This is a genomic window from Aminithiophilus ramosus (assembly GCF_018069705.1).
GTDB classification, from domain to species: Bacteria; Synergistota; Synergistia; order Synergistales; family Aminithiophilaceae; genus Aminithiophilus; species Aminithiophilus ramosus.
Genome location: NZ_CP072943.1, coordinates 1,691,643 through 1,709,237, shown reverse-complemented (window position 1 = coordinate 1,709,237; position 17,595 = coordinate 1,691,643). Strand labels below are relative to the sequence as shown.

Sequence of the window (17,595 nt, the reverse complement as noted above, 5' to 3'; positions counted from 1 at the left end):
TTGATGTACCTATCCCTTTATCGACGTTATCGTCCCCAGTTTTTCGCCGACGTCGTCGGCCAGGAACCGGCCGTCGCCGTCCTCGTCCGAGGGCTCCTTTCGGGCAGGACGGGACAGGCCTACCTCTTCTCGGGACCGAGAGGGAGCGGCAAGACGACTCTCGCCCGGCTTCTGGCCAAGGCCGTCAACTGTTCCGAGAGGAAGGGCGGGGCGGAGCCCTGCGGGCATTGCCGGAGCTGTCTTTCCATCACCGACGGAGAGAGCCTCGACGTGATGGAAATCGACGGCGCCTCCAACAACGGCGTCGAGGAGGTGCGGGAGCTTAAGGCCAAGGTGGCTCTGGCTCCCTTTGCCTCGCCCGTCAAGGTCTATATCATCGACGAGGTCCACATGCTCTCCATGGCCGCTTTCAACGCCCTTCTCAAGACCCTTGAAGAACCTCCGGAACAGGTCCTTTTCATCTTGGCCACCACGGAGCCGCAGAAAGTCCCGGTGACGATCCGTTCCCGCTGTCAGCACATTCCCTTCCGGCGCATCGCCGTGGCGGGCATTCTGGAGCGACTTCGCCGCGTCTGCGACGAGGAGGAGACCCCTTATGAGGAGGAGGCCCTCTGGGAGATCGCCCGTCAGGCCGACGGTGCCCTCCGCGATGCCCTCTCCCTTCTGGAACAGGCCCTTTCTTTCGGAGAAGGGCGCCTGTCTTTGGCGGCCCTGCGGGCCCTTTCCGGCGGCGGCACGCGCGTCGATCTCGAGCGTTGGGTCTCCCTTCTCCCCGAAAGGCCCGGCGAGGCCGACAGAGAACTCCGGGAGATGATTGCCTCCGGCGTCTCACCGGAGCGCCTCCTCGACGGGGCCTTCCTTCTCTTCCGCGATCTCTGGGTCTGTCGGAACTGGGGAGGCGAGGTCCTGGCCGAGCTCGATCTGGCCCCTCCCGAGAGGGAATATCTTCTCGAAGAGGCGTCGCGATGGTCGGCGGAGCGGCTCTGGAGGGCCATGAGACTCTGTCAGGAGCTCATGGGGAGGGCGCGGCTGGGGCTTCGCGGCGACGTCCTCGCCGGCCTGCTTTCCGTTTCCCTCGCCGAGAGCGGCAGGACCTCGGTCGGCCTGCCCCGGTCGTCGGAGGAAAAGGGAAGCGGCGAAATGCCCGGATCCGGGAGGAAAGGGGCTATGGCCCCTCCCGATGTCCCTCGCTCGTCGGCCTCGGCGTCCGGGCCCTTTCCGCCCCCTTTTCCGGCGAATTTCGGTCCGGAGCGGGAGGGGCTCCGATCCGACCCGGATCGGAGCGGGGCCGAGCGGGCGCTCTCCCCTTCGTTGCCGGAGATCGGTCCCTCCGAGCCCTCTTCGGAAAGGACGACGGCCGAGACGGGAGCACCCGGCACGTTCGAGGCTCTCAGGGAAAGACTGGGCCGCCGCGATCCCGTTCTGGCCGCCTCTCTGCTTCACTGTCGCGTCGATCTTCGCGAGGGGATCCTGGAGATCTCCGTCCCCAGAGAGGAACCCTTTCCCTTTTCCGTCCTCACCGCGCCTCGCGGCCTCTGTCAACTGGCCCTCGCCGCGAAGGAGGCGGGCTTCGGCGAGGGCTGTCTCAAAGTCGGCGACGAGATTCGCCCCCTCGTCGTCCAGGAGGCCGACGAGGGCGACGAGGCGCGTCCTTTCCTCATCCCCCAGGATCGACGGAGACGATCCGACGAGGGGGAACGGGCCGCCGAGTCTCCCCAGGCGGAGGGGGCTCCGTCGCCGCGGAGGTCGGAATCCGCTTTGGAATCCCAGGTCGAGCGCGTTCTTCGTTGGACGAGCGGCGACCTTCTCGTCCTGAGGGCCGAGGCGGCGGCCGAATCGGAGGAAAAGCCGCTCGTCGCCCAAGAGAGCCTTGATGAGGAGGAGCTTCAGGAATGAACCATCCCTTCGTTCATCTGCATGTCCACAGCGAATACAGCCTCCTCGACGGAGCCATCCACTGTGCCGACCTGGCCGCTCAGGCCGCGGCCTGGGAGATGCCCGCCGTGGCCGTCACCGACCACGGCGCCATGTTCGGCGCCGTCGAGCATTACGAGGCCTGCCGGAAGGTAGGCGTCAATCCCGTCATCGGCTGTGAGATCTACGTCGATCCCGAGGGACACAGAAGCCGCGACAAAAGGGGGCGGAACTACCACCTCTGCCTGTGGGCCGCCGATCAGGAGGGGTACCAGAACCTGATCAAACTCGTCTCCGTGGCCAACACGGATGGGTTTTACTACAAGCCCCGCATCGATCACGATCTGTTGGCGAGCCATTCGAAGGGACTCATCGTCGGGTCGGCCTGCCTGGCCGGTGAGATTCCCTCGCTCATTCTGGAAGGCGACATGGAGGGGGCCACGGAGCGGGCTCTCCTTTACCGGGACCTCGTCGGCCAGGGGAATTTCTACCTCGAGGTGATGCACAACGCCATCGCCGAACAGGCCCTGGCCAACAGGGGGCTTGTGGAGATCTCGCGCAAGACCGGTATCCCCCTCATCGCCACCAACGATGCCCACTACCTGAGGAAAGAGGACGCCTCCTGGCACGATGTCCTCCTCTGCATTCAGACCAACGCCACCGTCGACGAGCAGAATCGCTTCCGATTCGGAAGCGACGACTTCTACCTCCGCTCGCCCGAGGAGATGTGGCGTCTTTTCGGGACCGAACTCCCCGAGGCGCTGACGAACACCGTCGAGATCGGCCAGCGGTGTCGTGTCGAACTGACTTTCGGTCAGTATCTCTTTCCCGACTTCGAAATTCCCCAGGGGGAGACGCTCGAGTCCCACCTCGACCGCCAGGCATGGGAAGGTCTCCGGTCCCGCTTCCGCGATCGGGAGGTCACGGAGGAATATGCCTCCCGCCTCGAGTACGAGCTTTCCGTCATCAAACAGATGGGTTTCGCCGGCTACTTCCTCATCGTCGCCGACTTCATCAACGCCGCGAAAAACCGCGATATTCCCGTCGGCCCCGGTCGAGGTTCGGCGGCGGGGTCCCTCGTCGCCTACGCCATGAGGATCACCGAGATCGATCCGCTTCCTCATCATCTTCTCTTCGAGCGTTTTCTCAACCCCGAGAGGATCTCCATGCCCGACGTGGACACGGATATTTCCGACAAGGGGCGCGACGAGGTTATCCGCTACGTCGTCGAAAAGTACGGCAAGGAGAAGGTCTCTCAGATCATCACCTTCGACCGGATGAAGACCAAGGCCGCCATCCGCGACGTGGGGCGGGCCCTGGCCATGCCGTACGGCGACGTGGACCGGGTGGCCAAACTCGTCACGGAGGGGGTCAAGTCCGTCGGCGAAGCGCTGGAACAGTCCGAGGATCTGAGAAAACTCAAAGGGGACGATCCCGCCGTCGCCAGGCTCCTCGACATCGCCTCCCGCGCCGAAGGGATCGTCCGCCACTGTTCTCAGCACGCCGCCGGAGTCGTCATCGCCCCGGGTCCTCTGGAGGAGATCCTTCCCATCAAGCGGCTGGGCGACGAGACGATCGTCACCCAGTATTCGATGGAGCCCGTCGAGAAGCTGGGCCTCGTCAAAATGGACTTCCTCGGATTGAAGAATCTCTCTCTCATCGAGGGCTGTCTGCGCAACATCGAGGGCAACGGCAAGGGAAAGATCGATCTCCTCGACGTGCCTCTCGACGACGGAAAAACCTTCGAGCTCCTCCAGAAAGGCGATACGATGGGCGTCTTCCAGCTCGAATCGGCGGGGATGCGTCAGCTTCTCAAACGCCTTCGGCCCGACAGCTTCGCCGACCTCGTCGCCGTGTTGGCTCTCTACCGCCCCGGTCCTCTGGGGAGCGGCATGGTCGATCAGTACATCGAGCGCAAACACGGTCGGGCTCCCGTCCAGTATCTTCATCCCGACCTCTCCGACGTCCTGGGTGAGACTTACGGCGTCGTTCTCTATCAGGAACAGATCATGCAGATCGCCGCCAAGCTGGCCGGCTACAGCCTGGGCGAGGCCGATCTGCTTCGGCGGGCCATGGGCAAGAAAAAGATCGACGTCATGGCCCAGCAGAGGGAGAAATTCGTCGGCGGCTGCGAGTCCCGCGGCGTGGCCAAGGCCAAGGCCGAGGAGATCTTCGATATCGTCCAGGTCTTTGCCGGCTACGGCTTCAACAAGTCTCACAGCGCCGCCTACGCTCTCATCAGCTACCAGACGGCCTATCTCAAGGCCCGTTTCCCCGTCGAATTCCTGGCGGCCTTCCTCTCCAACCAGATCGGCTCCAAGATGGATGTCCTGGCCCGTTACGTCAAAGAGGTTCGCAACACGGGCATCGAAGTCCTTCCTCCCGACGTCAACGAATCGAAGGCCGACTTCACCGTCGTGGGCGAGGTGATCCGTTTCGGCCTCTCGGCCGTCTCCAAAGTGGGAGGAGGGGCTGTCGAGGCCATTCTGAAGGGCCGGGAGGAACGGGGGCCTTTCCGCTCCCTCTGGGATTTTCTCTCCAAAGTCGACCTGAGGACCGTCAATCGGGCCGTCGTCGAAAACCTCATCAAGGCCGGCGCCTTTTCGGCTCTTCCCGGCAATCGCCGTCAGATGATTGAGGTCCTTCCGGGGTTCATCGAAATGGCTCAGCGGCGGTTGGCCGACCAGAATCAGGGGTCCCTCTTTTCCTCCGTGGTCCCCGAGGCTGGCGAGGAGCCCCCCTTTCCGTCTCTCGACGACTTTCCCCCCCAGGAGAAGCTCGAGATGGAGTTCGAGGCCGTAGGTCTCTACATCTCCGGTCACCCTCTCGACCGTTACGCGGCGAGATTGAACCGCCTCGTCAACTGTCCCATCGCGGAACTGCCTCTCTGGCAGTCCGAGGATGTTCCCGTCGTTGTCGGAGGATTAGTCTCTTCGGTCAAGGAAAGATATACTAAAAGAGGGGATGCCATGGGAGTCCTCGAAATCGAGGATACGGAGGGCAAGATCGAAGTCGTCTCCTTCCCCCGTTCCTGGCCCCAGGTCAAGGGGCTCGTCGCCCTCGGCGATGTCGTCATCGCCAAGGGGCGCCTTCAGGATCGCGGCTCGCTTAGCCTCATCGCCGATGCCGTTCTGCCCCTCGAGGTCGCCGAGGCGGAGACGCCGCCCTGGCTGCGGATCCGATTCGCCCCGGCCCAGGTCGAGGACCGCCACATCAAGGAATTTTTCCGCGAGCTCAAGGGTTTTCCGGGACGGTCTCCCGTGTTGCTCGAAATCGTCGCTCCCGGCGGCACGGCCCTCGTGGGGCTCCGTGACGTCCGTGTCAACGTCGAGGCTCCTCTGCAGGAACGGTTCGATCTTCTCTGCCAGGGCGCTGTCGAGGTCCTATAGGCCTTCTTTTGAACGAAGGAGAGGGAATGACATGAAAGAGGGATCGGAAAGGATGGATTCCATATCGGGCGATTTCGTCGTCGTCAGAGCTCTTGAAGATGGTGTCACCGTCATCGGACTCACGAGGGGCCATGAGACCCGTTTCGCCCATTCGGAGAAACTTGACGAGGGCGAGGTCTGGATCTCGCAGTTCACGGAGTTGACGTCGGCCATGAAGGTCCGGGGCCGGGCCGAAATTCTCACGGCCCACGGGCTTGTCGTCAGTGGACGTTCCGCCAAGGGAGGGAAGAGGAGCCATGAGGAAAGTTAAGATCGTCTGTACGCTGGGTCCCGCCTGCGCCGATCTGGATATCATGCGTCAGATGGCCGAGTCGGGCATGGATGTGGCCCGATTCAACTTCAGCCACGGCAGCTACGAGGGGCACGAGTTGAATTTGAGCCAGATCCGTCACGTCGAATCCGAGCTGGGCCGCCCCATCGCCACCATCCTCGACACCAAGGGTCCTGAGATCCGCTCCGGCCTCCTGCGGGAAGGACGGCCCGTTCAGCTCGTCCAGGGAAAGCTGTTCACCCTGTCCGTCGAGGATCGCGTCGGCGACGAGACGGGCGTCTCCATCAGCTACCCCGAGCTCGTTCAGGAGGTCTCCGTCGGCCAGGACATCTTCATCGACGACGGGACGCTCCATCTCCGCGTCGAAGCCATGACCGGTCCCGACATCTTCTGCCGCGTCATCGTCGGCGGCGAGCTCGGCGAGCGCAAGGGCGTCAACGTTCCCGACGCCGCCCTCTCCGTTCCGACCCTGACGGCCAAGGACATCGAGGATATCCGTTGGGGTGTGGCTCACGATATGGACTATATCGCCGTCTCCTTCGTCCGGAGTCGCGACGACATCATGGATGTCCGCCGTGTGGTGGAGGAGTTCGACGGCAAAATCAAAATCATCGCCAAAATCGAGACGAAGCAGGCCGTGGCCCATCTGCAGGAGATCGCCGAAGTGGTCGACGGGATGATGGTCGCCCGAGGCGACCTGGGCGTCGAGATGGCCACGGAGGACGTGCCTCTCGTCCAGAAGCGCATCATCGACGTCTGCCGCAGCCAGGGCAAGCCCGTCATCGTGGCCACCCAGATGCTCGACTCGATGATCCGCAATCCCCGTCCCACCCGGGCCGAGGCCAGCGACGTGGCCAACGCCGTTCTCGACGGCACCGACGCCGTCATGCTCTCGGGCGAGACGGCCAAGGGGCGTTATCCCGTCCGGGCCGTCGAAATGATGACGCGCATCGTCATGCGCGCCGAGGAGGAACTCCGCATCTGGCAGCGCGGCAGCAGCCGCTCCTTCGGGGCCGTAACCGTTCCCGACGCCGTCAGCCACGCCGCCACATCCATCGCCGAGGACATGAAAGCCCGCGTCATCATCTCCCTCACCCGCTCGGGGAGCACGGCCCGCATGGTGAGCAAGTTCCGTCCCTCCTGCCCCGTCATCGCCGCCACCCCCTCCTTGGGGACCTGGCGGGAGATGGCCCTCGTCTGGGGCGTCTATTCCATCCTTAAAGAGGAGGCCCCGACGGCCGAAGAGGCCAGCCAGGCCGCCCTGGGAAGCGCCCTCGACAAGGGCTTCGTCTGCGAGGGAGATCTCGTTGTCATCACGGCCGGCGTTCCCGTCGGCATTCCCGGCACGACCAATCTCGTCCAGGTTCAGACGGTGGGACGCATCCTCGTCAAGGGGCTTTCCCTCCTGAAGCGGGAGGCCTCGGGCCACGTCTGTCGCGCCCTGACGGCCCAGGAGGCCCTGGAAAAGGTCCGCCCCGGAGACATCCTCGTCGTCCCCCAGACGGACCGCGATTTCGTCCCTGCCATGCGCAAGGCGGCGGCCATCATCGCCGAAGACGGCGGTCTCACGAGCCACGCCGCCATCGTGGCCCTCGAGCTGGCCATCCCCTGCGTCGTCGGCGCCGAGAACGCCCTGGCGACGCTCCAGGACGGCATGCTCGTCACCGTCGACGGAACGCGGGGCGTCGTCTACCAGGGCAAGGTCAAGCTGCACTAGAATGGCGGGCCAGGCCCAGGCCGTCGCCGCCTTCGTCCCTCTTCCTCCGCCGCTTGAGGCCTGTCGCCTTTTCTGCCGGGATCATTTTCCCTTCTTCTCCTGGCCTCGGGGGGGAGAGTCCTGCCGTCAGAGCGCCGTCCTCGTCACCCTCTACCCGCATGAGGGAACGATGCGGATGATCCTCCTGGTCCGACCGGCCAACCTGCGTCGCCATCCTGGTCAGATCGGCTTTCCCGGAGGGGCTCGGGAGGAGAGGGACCTCGCTCCCGTCGACACGGCTCTCCGAGAGGCCTCCGAGGAGATCGGCCTCGATCGCTCGAAAGCGGAGGTTCTGGGCCTCCTCCCGCGCGAGTTTGCCTACAGCAGCGATTTCTGTATCGTCCCCGTCCTGGCCTGGTGGCCCTTCGAGGGGGGGCCGGTTCTTCGCCCCGATCCCGTCGAGGTCGAGGCTCTGCTGACGCCTTCGGTGAACGAACTGGGAGAGACGCCCAGCCTGGAATGGCGCGAGGAGAGGGGGAGGGCCTTTCTCTATCCCGTCTTTCCTCTGGGAGGGCGCCGTCTATGGGGAGCCTCGGCCCGGATAGCCCTGCGCTTTCTGCGCCTTCTCTCCCGCTTCGGAGACGGTCTCTCATGTCCCTCATAGGGGCCCACGTCTCCGTGGCGGGAGGTCTCGATCAGGCCCTGAAACGGGGAGAGGCCCTCTCCTGTGAGGCCATACAGATCTTCACGAAAAACCAGCTCCAATGGAAAACGGCTCCTCTGCCCCTCCACGTTTGCGAACGTTTCTACCGCGCCTGCAGGGAGAGCTCCGTCGAGGCTGTCGTCGCCCATGCCTCTTACCTGATCAATATCGCCGCTCCCGACGCCATCTGGGACCGGAGCGTCGAGGCCCTCCGGGAGGAGCTGGAACGTTGCGAGCAGCTCGGCATCGACGGATTGGTCCTTCATCCCGGATCGCATCGGGGAGGGGGGCCGACCCGGGGAATCGGCCGGGCCTCGGAGGCCCTTCGTCGGGTGCTGAACGCGACGGAGGGGCAGAGGACGCGCGTCCTGCTGGAGACCATGTCCGGTCAGGGCGACGGTCTGGGGAGAACTTTGGACGAACTGGCCCAGATCCTGGACGGCTGCGACGGGGACCGCCGCATCGGTCTCTGCCTCGATACCTGTCATCTCTTCGCCGCGGGCTACGAGCTTCGAACCGTCGCCTCCTACGAGAGGTTCGTCGACGCCGTAGAGGAAAAAGTCGGCATCGACCGGATCGGCTGTTGGCACCTGAACGATTCCAAAGAGCCCAGGGGGTCGGGGAAGGATCGACACGGCTCCCTGGGGGAGGGGGAGCTGGGGCTGACGCCCTTTTCCTGCATCGTCAACGACAGCGCCTGGGAGAGGATACCCTGTCTCCTCGAGACGCCCAAGGAAGACGACGGTGACAGGAGGAATCTCTCTCTCCTGAGGAAAATGCGCGGTCGCTGACCGGTAGAACAGCACAGACAGGAATCTTTCCGTTTACAGTCCCTCGAGGGCAAGGTACCATGAGGGCAGCTCGTTTGCGTGAGGAGAGATCGCCATGGCCTATCCGCAACTCGTCATCGACAGCGCCGCCGTCGCCGAGAACACGGCGAGGATCGCCGAACGCTGCGCCGCTCGGTCCCTATCCGTCGTCGGCGTCACCAAGGGCATGTCGGCCCAGCCCGAGCTGGCCCGGGTGATGCGGGCGTCGGGCTGTTCCTGGCTGGCCGACAGTCGCCTGTCCAACATCGCGCGCCTTCGTCAGGCCGGAATAGAAGGGCCCTATCTTCTCCTCCGCATTCCCATGGCCGACGAAATCGACGAGCTTCTCGACCTGGCCGACGTGACGCTCGTCTCCATGACCGGGACGATCGACCTTCTCGAAAGGGCCTGTCGCCGCCGTTCCTGCGAGATCGCGTCGATCGCCATGATCGATCTCGGCGATCTTCGCGAGGGGTTTTGGCCCGACGAGATGGAACGTCTCGCCGAGGCCTATCGGTCGGCCCCTCGCGTCCGCTGCCTCGGCGTGGGCGTCAATTTCGGCTGTTTCGGAGGCGTCCTGCCTACGGTCCTCAACGAGAGGCGTCTCGTCGAGGTCGGCGCCGAATTGGAGCGTCATCTCGGCCATCCTCTTGAGATCCTCTCCGGCGGGGCGACGTCGTCGCTTGCCCTTCTGGAAAGAGGGGAGCTGCCGGAGGCCATCAACCAGCTTCGCATCGGCGAGGCCATCCTTCTCGGCACCGATGTGACGGGCAACCGGATCATTCCCTGGCTCCGCCAGGACACGATGGAACTTCGCGGTCAGGTCGTCGAGGTTCGCCGCAAGCCCTCGGTCCCCATAGGCCTCATCGGCGCCGATGCCTTCGGCAACGTTCCCGTCTTCGAAGATCGGGGCGAGCGCCTTCGGGCCATCGTCGCCCTGGGGCGTCAGGACGTGCGCCTCGAAGGCGTCCGGTCCCTTCTGCCCGGCGCCGAAGTGCTCGGCGCTTCCAGCGACCACCTCCTCCTCGATGTCGAAACCTGTCCGTCGGCGCCGAGGCTGGGCGATGTCGTCCCCTTCGCCGTCGACTACGGAGCCATGCTGGCCGCCACCACCTCGCGCTATGTGGAGGTGAAGGTCCTCTAACGCCATGTTGGGCCTCTTCCGGTGGCAGGATCTCCTCGATATCGTCATCATTTCCTTCGTCGTCTACAGGCTGCTTCTTCTGCTGGTCGACACGAGGGCCATGCAGCTCGTCAAGGGGATTTTCGTTCTCGGCCTTCTCGCCGCGGCTGCCCGTGTCTTCGAGCTTCAGGCCCTCTCCTGGCTTCTGGGCAAATCTCTGACGGCCCTTTTCATCGCCATCCCCATCGTCTTCCAGCCGGAGCTGCGCCGTGTCCTGGAGGAGTTGGGGAGGGGACAGATCTGGCAGAGGCGCCAGGCCCAGGAGCGGGCCGAACAGCTGGCCGACGAGGTTACCCGTGCCCTCGTCTATCTTCAGGGGCAGAAGATAGGGGCCCTTCTCGTCCTGGAGAGGACGACGGGGCTGAAGGATGTCTGGCGGACGGCCGTCCGCCTCGACGCCGAAATTTCTCAGGAGCTCGTCGTCTCCCTTTTCTGGCCCAACAACCCCCTTCATGACGGAGCCGTCATCGTCAACAAGGAGCGCATCCTCGCCGCCGCCTGCTACCTCCCCCTGACGGAAAACAGCAACCTCTCCCGCTGGCTCGGAACGCGCCATCGGGCCGCCTTGGGCGTGACGGAGGTTTCCGACGCCATGTCTCTCATCGTCTCCGAGGAACGAGGGGAGATCTCTCTGGGCATCAAGGGCCATCTCTCCAGGGGGTTGAAGGAGAAACAGGTCCGCCGTCTCCTCCTGCATTATTTCCTGGCCCGGGAGGAACAGAAAGGCGGCCTGCTGGAACAGCTCCGTCGCGAGTTGCGCGAGCTTTGGCCGGGAAGCGGTGGGAAAAATGAAATTTAACAGACTCGACAAGATGTTGGCGTCGTCCCTTTTCCTCAAAGGGCTGTCGCTCGTCGTGGCCTTTTTTCTCTGGTTCTACGTCAGCAGCGAGGTGGGAGGCGAGTCGGTCAGGGAGTATCTGGTTCCCATCGAATACCGCAACGTCCCGGCCGGACTGGAATTGAAGGCCGACCCGAAGGAGGTCCGCATCCAGGCCATGGCCGGCAACAGCTTCTTCTCCTTTTTCGAGGAGAGCGCGATCCGCGCCGAAGTCGACCTCGGAGGACTGGAGGCAGGCCGGTATCGCCTCAACGTGCGCGCTCTCCTTCCCTCGGGAATGCGCCTCGTCTCCCTTTCCCATTCTCTGGCCGAGGTGAACCTGACCCGTATCGTCGAGCGCGTCCTGCCCCTCAAGGCCGAGGTCAAGGGAGGCCTTCCTCCCGGCCTCCTGCTCGAGGCCGTCGAGATGACGCCCTCGGAGATCACGGTGAGAGGACCGGAAGAGGTTATCTCCGGCCTCAAGTCGGCCCGTCTGGAGCCGCAGATCGACCAACTCCGCCTTGGAAAACCGGTCGAGCTGGCCGTGGTCCTTCCCGACCTGCCTCAAAATCGGCGCTCTTCCGTCTCCGTCACGCCCGAAAAGGCCTTTCTTTCGGCAAAGGTCCTCGAAGGCCTTCCGACGCGCAAATTGGCCGTTCGGGCTCGCCTCGTCGGCGAGGCCAACCGGGACTATTCCCTCGCGGGCCTCATCGTCGAGCCCGCCGAAGTCCCCGTTCAGGGACCTCTCGCCCATCTCGACGCCCTCGCCGAGGTGACGACGGAGGCCATCGATCTCTCGGAGATGGTCCAGGGAACGACCCTCGTCGTTCCCCTGGCCGCTCTCCCCGAGGGGCTCAATTATGCCGCCGAGCGGGCGGTCCAGGTCCAGATCCTCTTCGAAAACCGGACGACGACGCGCCTTTACGCCTCCCTCCCCGTCAAAACGATCGGACGGAGCGTCTATCCCGGATGGCGCGTGGAACCGGAAGTCATCGACGTCGTCGTCGAAGGGATCCCCTCGCAGCTCGATGCCCTCGCGAGCGAGGGGAAGGCACCGGAAGTCGTCGTCGATGTGACCAATATCGTCTCCAAGAAACTGACGGTTCCCGTACAGGTGAAACTCCCCCTGTCGGGCATCCGACTCGTTCGGACCGAGCCGACCGAGGTGACCGTTTACGCTCTTCTGGACTGATGTCTCCGGGGGCTGTGCCCCCTTATTCGAAGATGAGGTGACTCCATTGAGCAAGGCTGTACGATGTCTTTTCGGAACCGACGGTGTCCGCGACGTGGCCAACAGAGGGACCATGACGCCTGAGATGGCTCTCCGTCTCGGGCGGGCCTTCGTCTTCTGTCTCACCGAGGCCGGGTCGCCTCGCCCCTCCGTCGTCGTGGGGCGCGACACGCGCCGTTCCGGTCCCATGCTCGAGGCGGCTCTCGTCGCGGGCCTCACCTCGGCCGGGGCCGAGGTGACCCTTGTCGATGTCCTGCCCACGCCCGGCGTCAGCTTTGCCGTCGGGAAGATCGGCGCCGCGGGGGGAGCCGTCATCAGTGCCTCCCATAACCCGGCCGAATACAACGGCATCAAGTTCCTCGACGGTCAGGGCGGCAAGCTGAGCGACGCCCAGGAGCTCGCCATAGAGGAGACCCTGGGCGATGCCCTCCTCGACGACTGGCGTCCCACGGGCGGCTCCGTCGGCTCCGTCGTCCGCGACGGGGCCGTCGCCGACGCCTATCTCGATCGTCTGGCCGAATTTTCCGGCATCGTGAAAGAGGCCTTCGTCGTGGACTGCGCCCACGGCGCCGCTTCCGCCCTCGTCCCCCGCCTTTTCGAGCGTCTCGGTTCCTCGGCCCATCTCATCGGAGCCTCGCCTGACGGACTCAACATCAACGAAGGCGTCGGCGTCATGCACATGGAATCGCTCTCCACGGCGGTCCGGACCCGTCGCGCCCCCTTCGGGATCGCCTACGACGGCGACGCCGATCGGGTCCTTTTTTGCGACGGACAGGGGAGACTTCTTGACGGAGACATCATGCTCTGGGTTCTGGCCCGGTGGATGGCCCGGAGAGGAGATCTGGGCCGTGGCGTCGTGGCCACCGTCATGAGCAACATGGCCCTCGAGGAACGTCTCGGCGAGGCCGGAATTCCCTTGGTCCGCTGTCCCGTGGGTGACCGCTACGTCCTTGAGGCCATGCGGGAAAACACGATGGGACTCGGCGGAGAGCAATCGGGCCATGTCATCCTCGGCCCCTGGGTCGGGACGGGCGACGGCCTGCTGACGGGGCTCGCCTTCCTGAGGGCCTGCCGCGAGCTGAACGAAGAGATCGACAGCCTCGTCGACCGTTTCGGACGTTATCCCCAGCTTCTCAGGAACATCGCCGTATCGGACAAAAAAAACGTCCTCCAGTCCGTTGCGCTCCGAGAGGCTCTGGCCTCGGCCGAGGCCCGTCTGGGCGAGTGGGGGAGGATCTTCGTCCGGGCCTCGGGAACGGAACCTCTTGTCCGCGTCCTCGTCGAAGCCAAAGACGCCTTGCTCATGGAGGAACTCGTCGAAGAGGTTTCCTCGGCGATCTCCGAATGGCGTCCATCGAAGGAGTGATTCAGCCCATGGTCTCATCGGTTCGCAGCTGTCTTTTCCCCGTCGCCGGACTGGGAACGCGCTTTTTGCCGGCGACGAAGGAGATTCCCAAAGAGATGATTCCTCTCGTCGACAGGCCACTCATCCACTACGGCGTCGAGGAGGCCGTCGGTGCCGGTTGCCGCGACATGGTCTTCGTCACGGGGCGGGGCAAACGGGCCGTCGAGGACTATTTCGACCGTTCCTTCGATCTCGAGCGGATGCTCGAGGCGAGGGGCAAAGGGGACGTCGCACGGGCCATGGCCGCCATCAGCACTTTGGCCTCCTTCTCCTCCGTGCGTCAGCCCGAGCCCCTCGGCCTGGGCCATGCCGTCCTCTGCGGCGAGGCGCTCTGCTCCGGAGGCTATTTCGCCGTTGTTCTTCCCGATGACGTCATGATCGGCGAGCCGCCTGTCCTGGCCCAGCTCGTCGACGTCCACGAGAAGAGGGGGGGATCGGTCATCGCCCTCGAGGAGGTGGCTCCCGAGGAGACGTCCCGCTACGGCATCGTCGCCGCCACCGAGGCGGGAGAGGGACTCTGGCGCGTCACCGATCTCGTGGAAAAGCCCGCTCCCGACCGGGCTCCCAGCCGCCTGGCCGTCATGGGGCGCTACGTCCTCTCTCCTCGCCTTTTCGACCTTCTCCGCGACCTTCCCCGAGGGGCGGGCGGCGAGATTCAACTCACCGACGGTCTCGTCCGCCTTCTCAAAGAGGAACCCCTGTGGGGTGTGACCTACAAGGGGCGCCGCTACGACTGCGGAACGAAAGAGGGCTGGCTTCGCTCGACGGTTTCCCTCGCCCTCGGAGATCGGGCGCTGAGGGAGGTCGTTTTGGACGTCCTTCGAGAGGAGGCGGTAGCCGAGAAGAGGACTCACGTTTGTTCATCCTGCCAGAAGGAAGCGCCAGAACTGGCCTGAGGGCCAGTTGACGAGGACGGAGGAGTATCGATTTTTCGGCGGATGCCTCCGGGGTCCCGAAGGAAGGCCCTCAAGGCGACCTACAAAACGACTCGGCGACGGGCGGACAAAGGGGTCGTCGTCCTTTTTCCAAGGTTTTCCCGAAAAGGAAAGGTGTGCTCTCTATGTGCGGAATCGTCGGCTACATCGGCGAGCGGGACGTCGTCGACGTCCTGCTTGATGGGATGCGGCGCATGGAATATCGCGGCTACGATTCGGCCGGAATGGCCCTTCTCGACGGCGACCGTTTCGAAGTCGTCCGCGAGATCGGCCGGGTGGCCGAGCTGGAGAAGGTCGTCCTCGGCAGGGGGCTGACGGGGCGGCTGGGCATCGGTCACACCCGCTGGGCCACCCACGGCGGCGTCACCGTCGAGAACGCCCATCCCCAAAGTGACGGGAGCGGTCGCTTCGTTCTCGTCCACAACGGGATCATCGAAAACTATCTCGATCTCAAAGAGGAGCTGGAGGCCCAGGGCGATCAGTTCCTCTCCCAGACGGACACGGAAGTCGTCGTCCACTATCTGGCCCGTCTCTACTCGGGCGATATGCTTCAGGCTCTCGTCGAGCTTCAGAAACGCCTTCGCGGTTCCTATGCCCTCGTCATCCTTCGCCGCGACGACCCCGATGGCTTCTTCTGCGTCCGCCGGGGCTCGCCTCTCGTCCTCGGTTCCGGCGAAGGAGAGAACTTCTGCGTTTCCGACGTCGCCGCCCTTCTGCCCTACACGCGGAAAGTCCTCTACCTCGAAGAGGGCGATATCGCCCAAGTCTCCCGCGGAGGCCTACGGATATGGGACGAGGAGGGGACGGTCAAGGTCCCTCCCGTCCATGAGGTGGACTGGGACGTCTCCATGGTCGACAAGGGAGGCTATTCCCATTTCATGCTCAAGGAGATCAACGAACAGGGTGCCGTCGTCAGAAGCAGCCTCAAGGGGCGTATCGAGGGCGGCCGCGTCGATCTCTCCGACGAGCTCCAATGGACGGCGGAGACCGTCGCTTCCTGGCGCAGCCTGCACATCGTGGCCTGCGGCACCTCCTACTACGCCTCTCTCGTGGCCGAACGGGCCCTCAGCCGGTGGACCGATCTCGACGTGCGCGTCGACATCGCCTCCGAATACCGTCACCGCACGGTGAGGACCGACGCGAAGACCTTGGCTGTCTTCGTCTCCCAGTCGGGCGAGACGGCCGACACCATCGCCGCCCAGCGCGTGGCCCGAGGCCTGGGCGCCCACTGCCTGGCCATCACCAACGTCCGGGGTTCCACCCTGGCCCGGGAGGTGCACGATACGCTCCTCCTCAAGGCCGGTCCCGAGATCGGCGTCGCCGCCACCAAGACCTTCATGGGGCAGATGAGCGTTCTCTACCTCTTGGCCCTCTACCTGGGACGCCTCAGGGGAGGCATCACGGCCGCCGAGGAGAGTCGCCTCGTCGAGGAGCTGAACCAGCTTCCCTACAAAGTCGAGGCGACCGTGGCGCGAGAGGAATCCCTCAGCGAGCTGGCGCGGATCTATGCCGAGCGGCGGGACTTCCTCTTCCTGGGCCGGGGCTACTCCTTCCCCGTGGCCCTCGAAGGCGCTCTGAAGCTCAAGGAAATCTCCTACGTCCATGCCGAAGGATATGCCGCAGGGGAGATGAAACACGGCCCCATCGCCCTCCTCGACGAAAAGGTTCCCGTCATCACCGTCATCCCCCGGGACAGCCTCTACGAGAAGACTCTCTCCAACATTCTCGAGGCCAAGGCCAGGAAATCACCCATCATCGCCCTCGGCACCGACGGAGACGATCTCCTCAAAAGCTACGCCGACCACATCATCACCGTTCCCTGGACGGACGAGGCTTTCACTCCCTTCCTCACCGTCATCCCCCTTCAGCTTTTCGCCTACCATGTCGCCAAAAGGCGAGGCTGCGATATCGACAAGCCCCGTAACCTGGCCAAAAGCGTGACGGTCGAATAAAACCCGTCCGCCTCGGGGAGCGATGCCTCAAGGAGTCAAGAAAGGAAGGGGAGAGGAGCCTTGCGGCCCCTCTCCCCTTTTGGAAGAGCGCTATTTCCCCGGAGCTATTTCCCCGGCTCCGAGGTCCAGGGGAAATAGATCTTGAGACGCGTCACGGCTTTGAGGGCCCCGTCGTCGCGCCCGACGAGGACGGGCAGTTTCCGCCAGGGACCGTCGTCGAGGCGGCAGAGCACGAGAGAGCGTCGCCCGTAGGTGGACCAGAGATCCCAGAGCGACTCGTCTTCCGCCGGTCCCGGGACGAGATAGTCGGAAAAAAGAGGCGCCGTCCCGACGAGATCGCCATCGTCGACGGGTTCGACGATGAGCCACTGCGTCAGTTCCCAGGCGCTTTTCATCTCCGGGGAATGGGCGTGGAGGAGAGGCAGGATCTGGAAGCCGCCCACGTCCCCCCTGGGGGAGGTGCTGATACAGACGACGCCCGTATGGTTGGCTCGAAGACGGCTCGGGGACTGGAACTGAGAGCCGCCGAAGCGTCCCACGCCACCAAGCGGGCGGACGACGGAGGCGATCTTGCGGGCGCCGTAGCCGTCGATCCAGGCCAGCACGTCGCCTCCGGGCCGGTTGTCGATTTCGACCATGTAGGGGCCTGGACGTTCGACGACGTCGACGATCAGCCTCTCTCCCGGAAGGGGTGGCGTCTGGGCGTTGAGCGGGCGCAGACTCCCGTCGCGCGCCATGATCGTCACGGCCGATCCCACCGTCGGAGCCCAGGCCCCGAAAAAGCCCTTGCCTGCGGGGACATCGATGACGACGGCGTTGCCCTCTCCGGCAGCCGGGGCGAAGGTCTCGCCGGGAAGGAGGCTGATCGTCCGTCCCCTCTCCTCCTCGATGGACAGAAGAAGATGGATGGCGTTGACGGCCGTGGCGGCCACCGTTCCGGGGCGGGCCCAGCGGCTGGCCGTGTAGGCGGGCCACTTGCTCGAGCCGGGCAGGGCGAGAACCTTCCCCCCGTGAAAAATCTCCCCGGAAGGAAGTCGGACAAGGGTCTCCGCTCCGATGGAAAGGGGGATCTCCATTCGGAACAGGAATCGCTCCTTCCGCTGGGCCAAGGCCTCGGAGGGGAAGCCGGAGGGAAGAGCAACGGCCTCGGAGGAGAGGGGGAAACAGAGAAGGCAGAAGAGGGTCAACAGAGTCGAAACGAATGCGGCACGTTTCACGATAACGGACTTC

The 17,595-nt window shown here is 64.3% G+C and carries 13 protein-coding genes; 12 read left to right on the top strand and 1 reads right to left on the bottom strand.

All coding sequences use genetic code 11. The annotated features are described in order from the left end of the window. Positions 1-3 precede the first annotated feature (3 nt). From dnaX to glmS, 12 genes are all read left to right on the top strand, one after another. Positions 4-1,896: a DNA polymerase III subunit gamma/tau gene (gene dnaX / locus KAR29_RS07820; RefSeq protein WP_274372447.1), complete on the top strand. Its 1,893-nt coding sequence runs from the start codon at positions 4-6 to the stop codon at positions 1,894-1,896. Then, complete coding sequence (dnaE, locus tag KAR29_RS07815; RefSeq protein WP_274372446.1) at positions 1,893-5,303, top strand: DNA polymerase III subunit alpha; 3,411 nt, start codon at positions 1,893-1,895, stop codon at positions 5,301-5,303. The genes dnaX and dnaE overlap by 4 nt, the downstream gene beginning before the upstream one ends. 31 nt (positions 5,304-5,334) lie before the next feature. Continuing rightward, on the top strand, positions 5,335-5,613 hold the full coding sequence (mtrB, locus tag KAR29_RS07810) for a trp RNA-binding attenuation protein MtrB (RefSeq protein ID WP_407649471.1): 279 nt from the start codon (positions 5,335-5,337) through the stop codon (positions 5,611-5,613). Next, positions 5,600-7,351, top strand: a complete 1,752-nt coding sequence (gene pyk / locus KAR29_RS07805) for a pyruvate kinase (RefSeq protein ID WP_274372445.1) — start codon at positions 5,600-5,602, stop codon at positions 7,349-7,351. The genes mtrB and pyk overlap by 14 nt, the downstream gene beginning before the upstream one ends. A 1-nt stretch (position 7,352) precedes the next feature. Continuing rightward, entirely contained in the window at positions 7,353-7,994 is a 642-nt protein-coding gene (locus KAR29_RS07800) for an NUDIX hydrolase (protein WP_274372444.1), read from the top strand. Beyond that, positions 7,982-8,824, top strand: a complete 843-nt coding sequence (locus tag KAR29_RS07795) for a deoxyribonuclease IV (protein ID WP_274372443.1) — start codon at positions 7,982-7,984, stop codon at positions 8,822-8,824. Before KAR29_RS07800 ends, KAR29_RS07795 begins: the two co-directional genes overlap by 13 nt. Positions 8,825-8,918: 94 nt before the next feature. After that, positions 8,919-9,986, top strand: coding sequence for an alanine/ornithine racemase family PLP-dependent enzyme (locus KAR29_RS07790; RefSeq protein WP_274372442.1), 1,068 nt, complete (start codon positions 8,919-8,921; stop codon positions 9,984-9,986). A gap of 4 nt (positions 9,987-9,990) precedes the next feature. Beyond that, entirely contained in the window at positions 9,991-10,824 is an 834-nt protein-coding gene (gene cdaA, locus KAR29_RS07785) for a diadenylate cyclase CdaA (protein WP_274372441.1), read from the top strand. After that, entirely contained in the window at positions 10,814-12,034 is a 1,221-nt protein-coding gene (locus KAR29_RS07780) for a CdaR family protein (RefSeq protein ID WP_274372440.1), read from the top strand. Before cdaA ends, KAR29_RS07780 begins: the two co-directional genes overlap by 11 nt. Before the next feature lie 46 nt (positions 12,035-12,080). After that, positions 12,081-13,439, top strand: a complete 1,359-nt coding sequence (gene glmM / locus KAR29_RS07775) for a phosphoglucosamine mutase (RefSeq protein WP_274372439.1) — start codon at positions 12,081-12,083, stop codon at positions 13,437-13,439. Continuing rightward, positions 13,418-14,374 carry a UTP--glucose-1-phosphate uridylyltransferase GalU gene (gene galU, locus KAR29_RS07770; RefSeq protein ID WP_274372438.1) on the top strand — a complete coding sequence of 319 codons (957 nt, stop codon included), beginning with the start codon at positions 13,418-13,420 and terminating at the stop codon, positions 14,372-14,374. The genes glmM and galU overlap by 22 nt, the downstream gene beginning before the upstream one ends. A gap of 164 nt (positions 14,375-14,538) precedes the next feature. Beyond that, entirely contained in the window at positions 14,539-16,365 is a 1,827-nt protein-coding gene (gene glmS / locus KAR29_RS07765) for a glutamine--fructose-6-phosphate transaminase (isomerizing) (RefSeq protein ID WP_274372437.1), read from the top strand. A gap of 104 nt (positions 16,366-16,469) precedes the next feature. On the opposite strand, the gene KAR29_RS07760 is transcribed toward glmS, so the two are convergent. Then, positions 16,470-17,582 carry a hypothetical protein gene (locus KAR29_RS07760; protein ID WP_274372436.1) on the bottom strand — a complete coding sequence of 371 codons (1,113 nt, stop codon included), beginning with the start codon at positions 17,580-17,582 and terminating at the stop codon, positions 16,470-16,472. Between the last annotated feature and the right edge of the window lie 13 nt (positions 17,583-17,595).

Excerpts from the sequence above, each read along its gene's own strand:
- KAR29_RS07795 (WP_274372443.1), top strand. The coding sequence starts at position 7,982 with ATGTCCCTCATAGGGGCCCACGTCTCCGTGGCGGGAGGTCTCGATCAG.
- KAR29_RS07790 (WP_274372442.1), top strand. The coding sequence starts at position 8,919 with ATGGCCTATCCGCAACTCGTCATCGACAGCGCCGCCGTCGCCGAGAAC.
- KAR29_RS07780 (WP_274372440.1), top strand. The coding sequence starts at position 10,814 with ATGAAATTTAACAGACTCGACAAGATGTTGGCGTCGTCCCTTTTCCTC.
- galU (WP_274372438.1), top strand. The coding sequence starts at position 13,418 with ATGGCGTCCATCGAAGGAGTGATTCAGCCCATGGTCTCATCGGTTCGC.
- glmS (WP_274372437.1), top strand. The coding sequence starts at position 14,539 with ATGTGCGGAATCGTCGGCTACATCGGCGAGCGGGACGTCGTCGACGTC.
- KAR29_RS07800 (WP_274372444.1), top strand. The coding sequence starts at position 7,353 with ATGGCGGGCCAGGCCCAGGCCGTCGCCGCCTTCGTCCCTCTTCCTCCG.
- mtrB (WP_407649471.1), top strand. The coding sequence starts at position 5,335 with ATGAAAGAGGGATCGGAAAGGATGGATTCCATATCGGGCGATTTCGTC.
- cdaA (WP_274372441.1), top strand. The coding sequence starts at position 9,991 with ATGTTGGGCCTCTTCCGGTGGCAGGATCTCCTCGATATCGTCATCATT.
- pyk (WP_274372445.1), top strand. The coding sequence starts at position 5,600 with ATGAGGAAAGTTAAGATCGTCTGTACGCTGGGTCCCGCCTGCGCCGAT.
- dnaX (WP_274372447.1), top strand. The coding sequence starts at position 4 with ATGTACCTATCCCTTTATCGACGTTATCGTCCCCAGTTTTTCGCCGAC.
- dnaE (WP_274372446.1), top strand. The coding sequence starts at position 1,893 with ATGAACCATCCCTTCGTTCATCTGCATGTCCACAGCGAATACAGCCTC.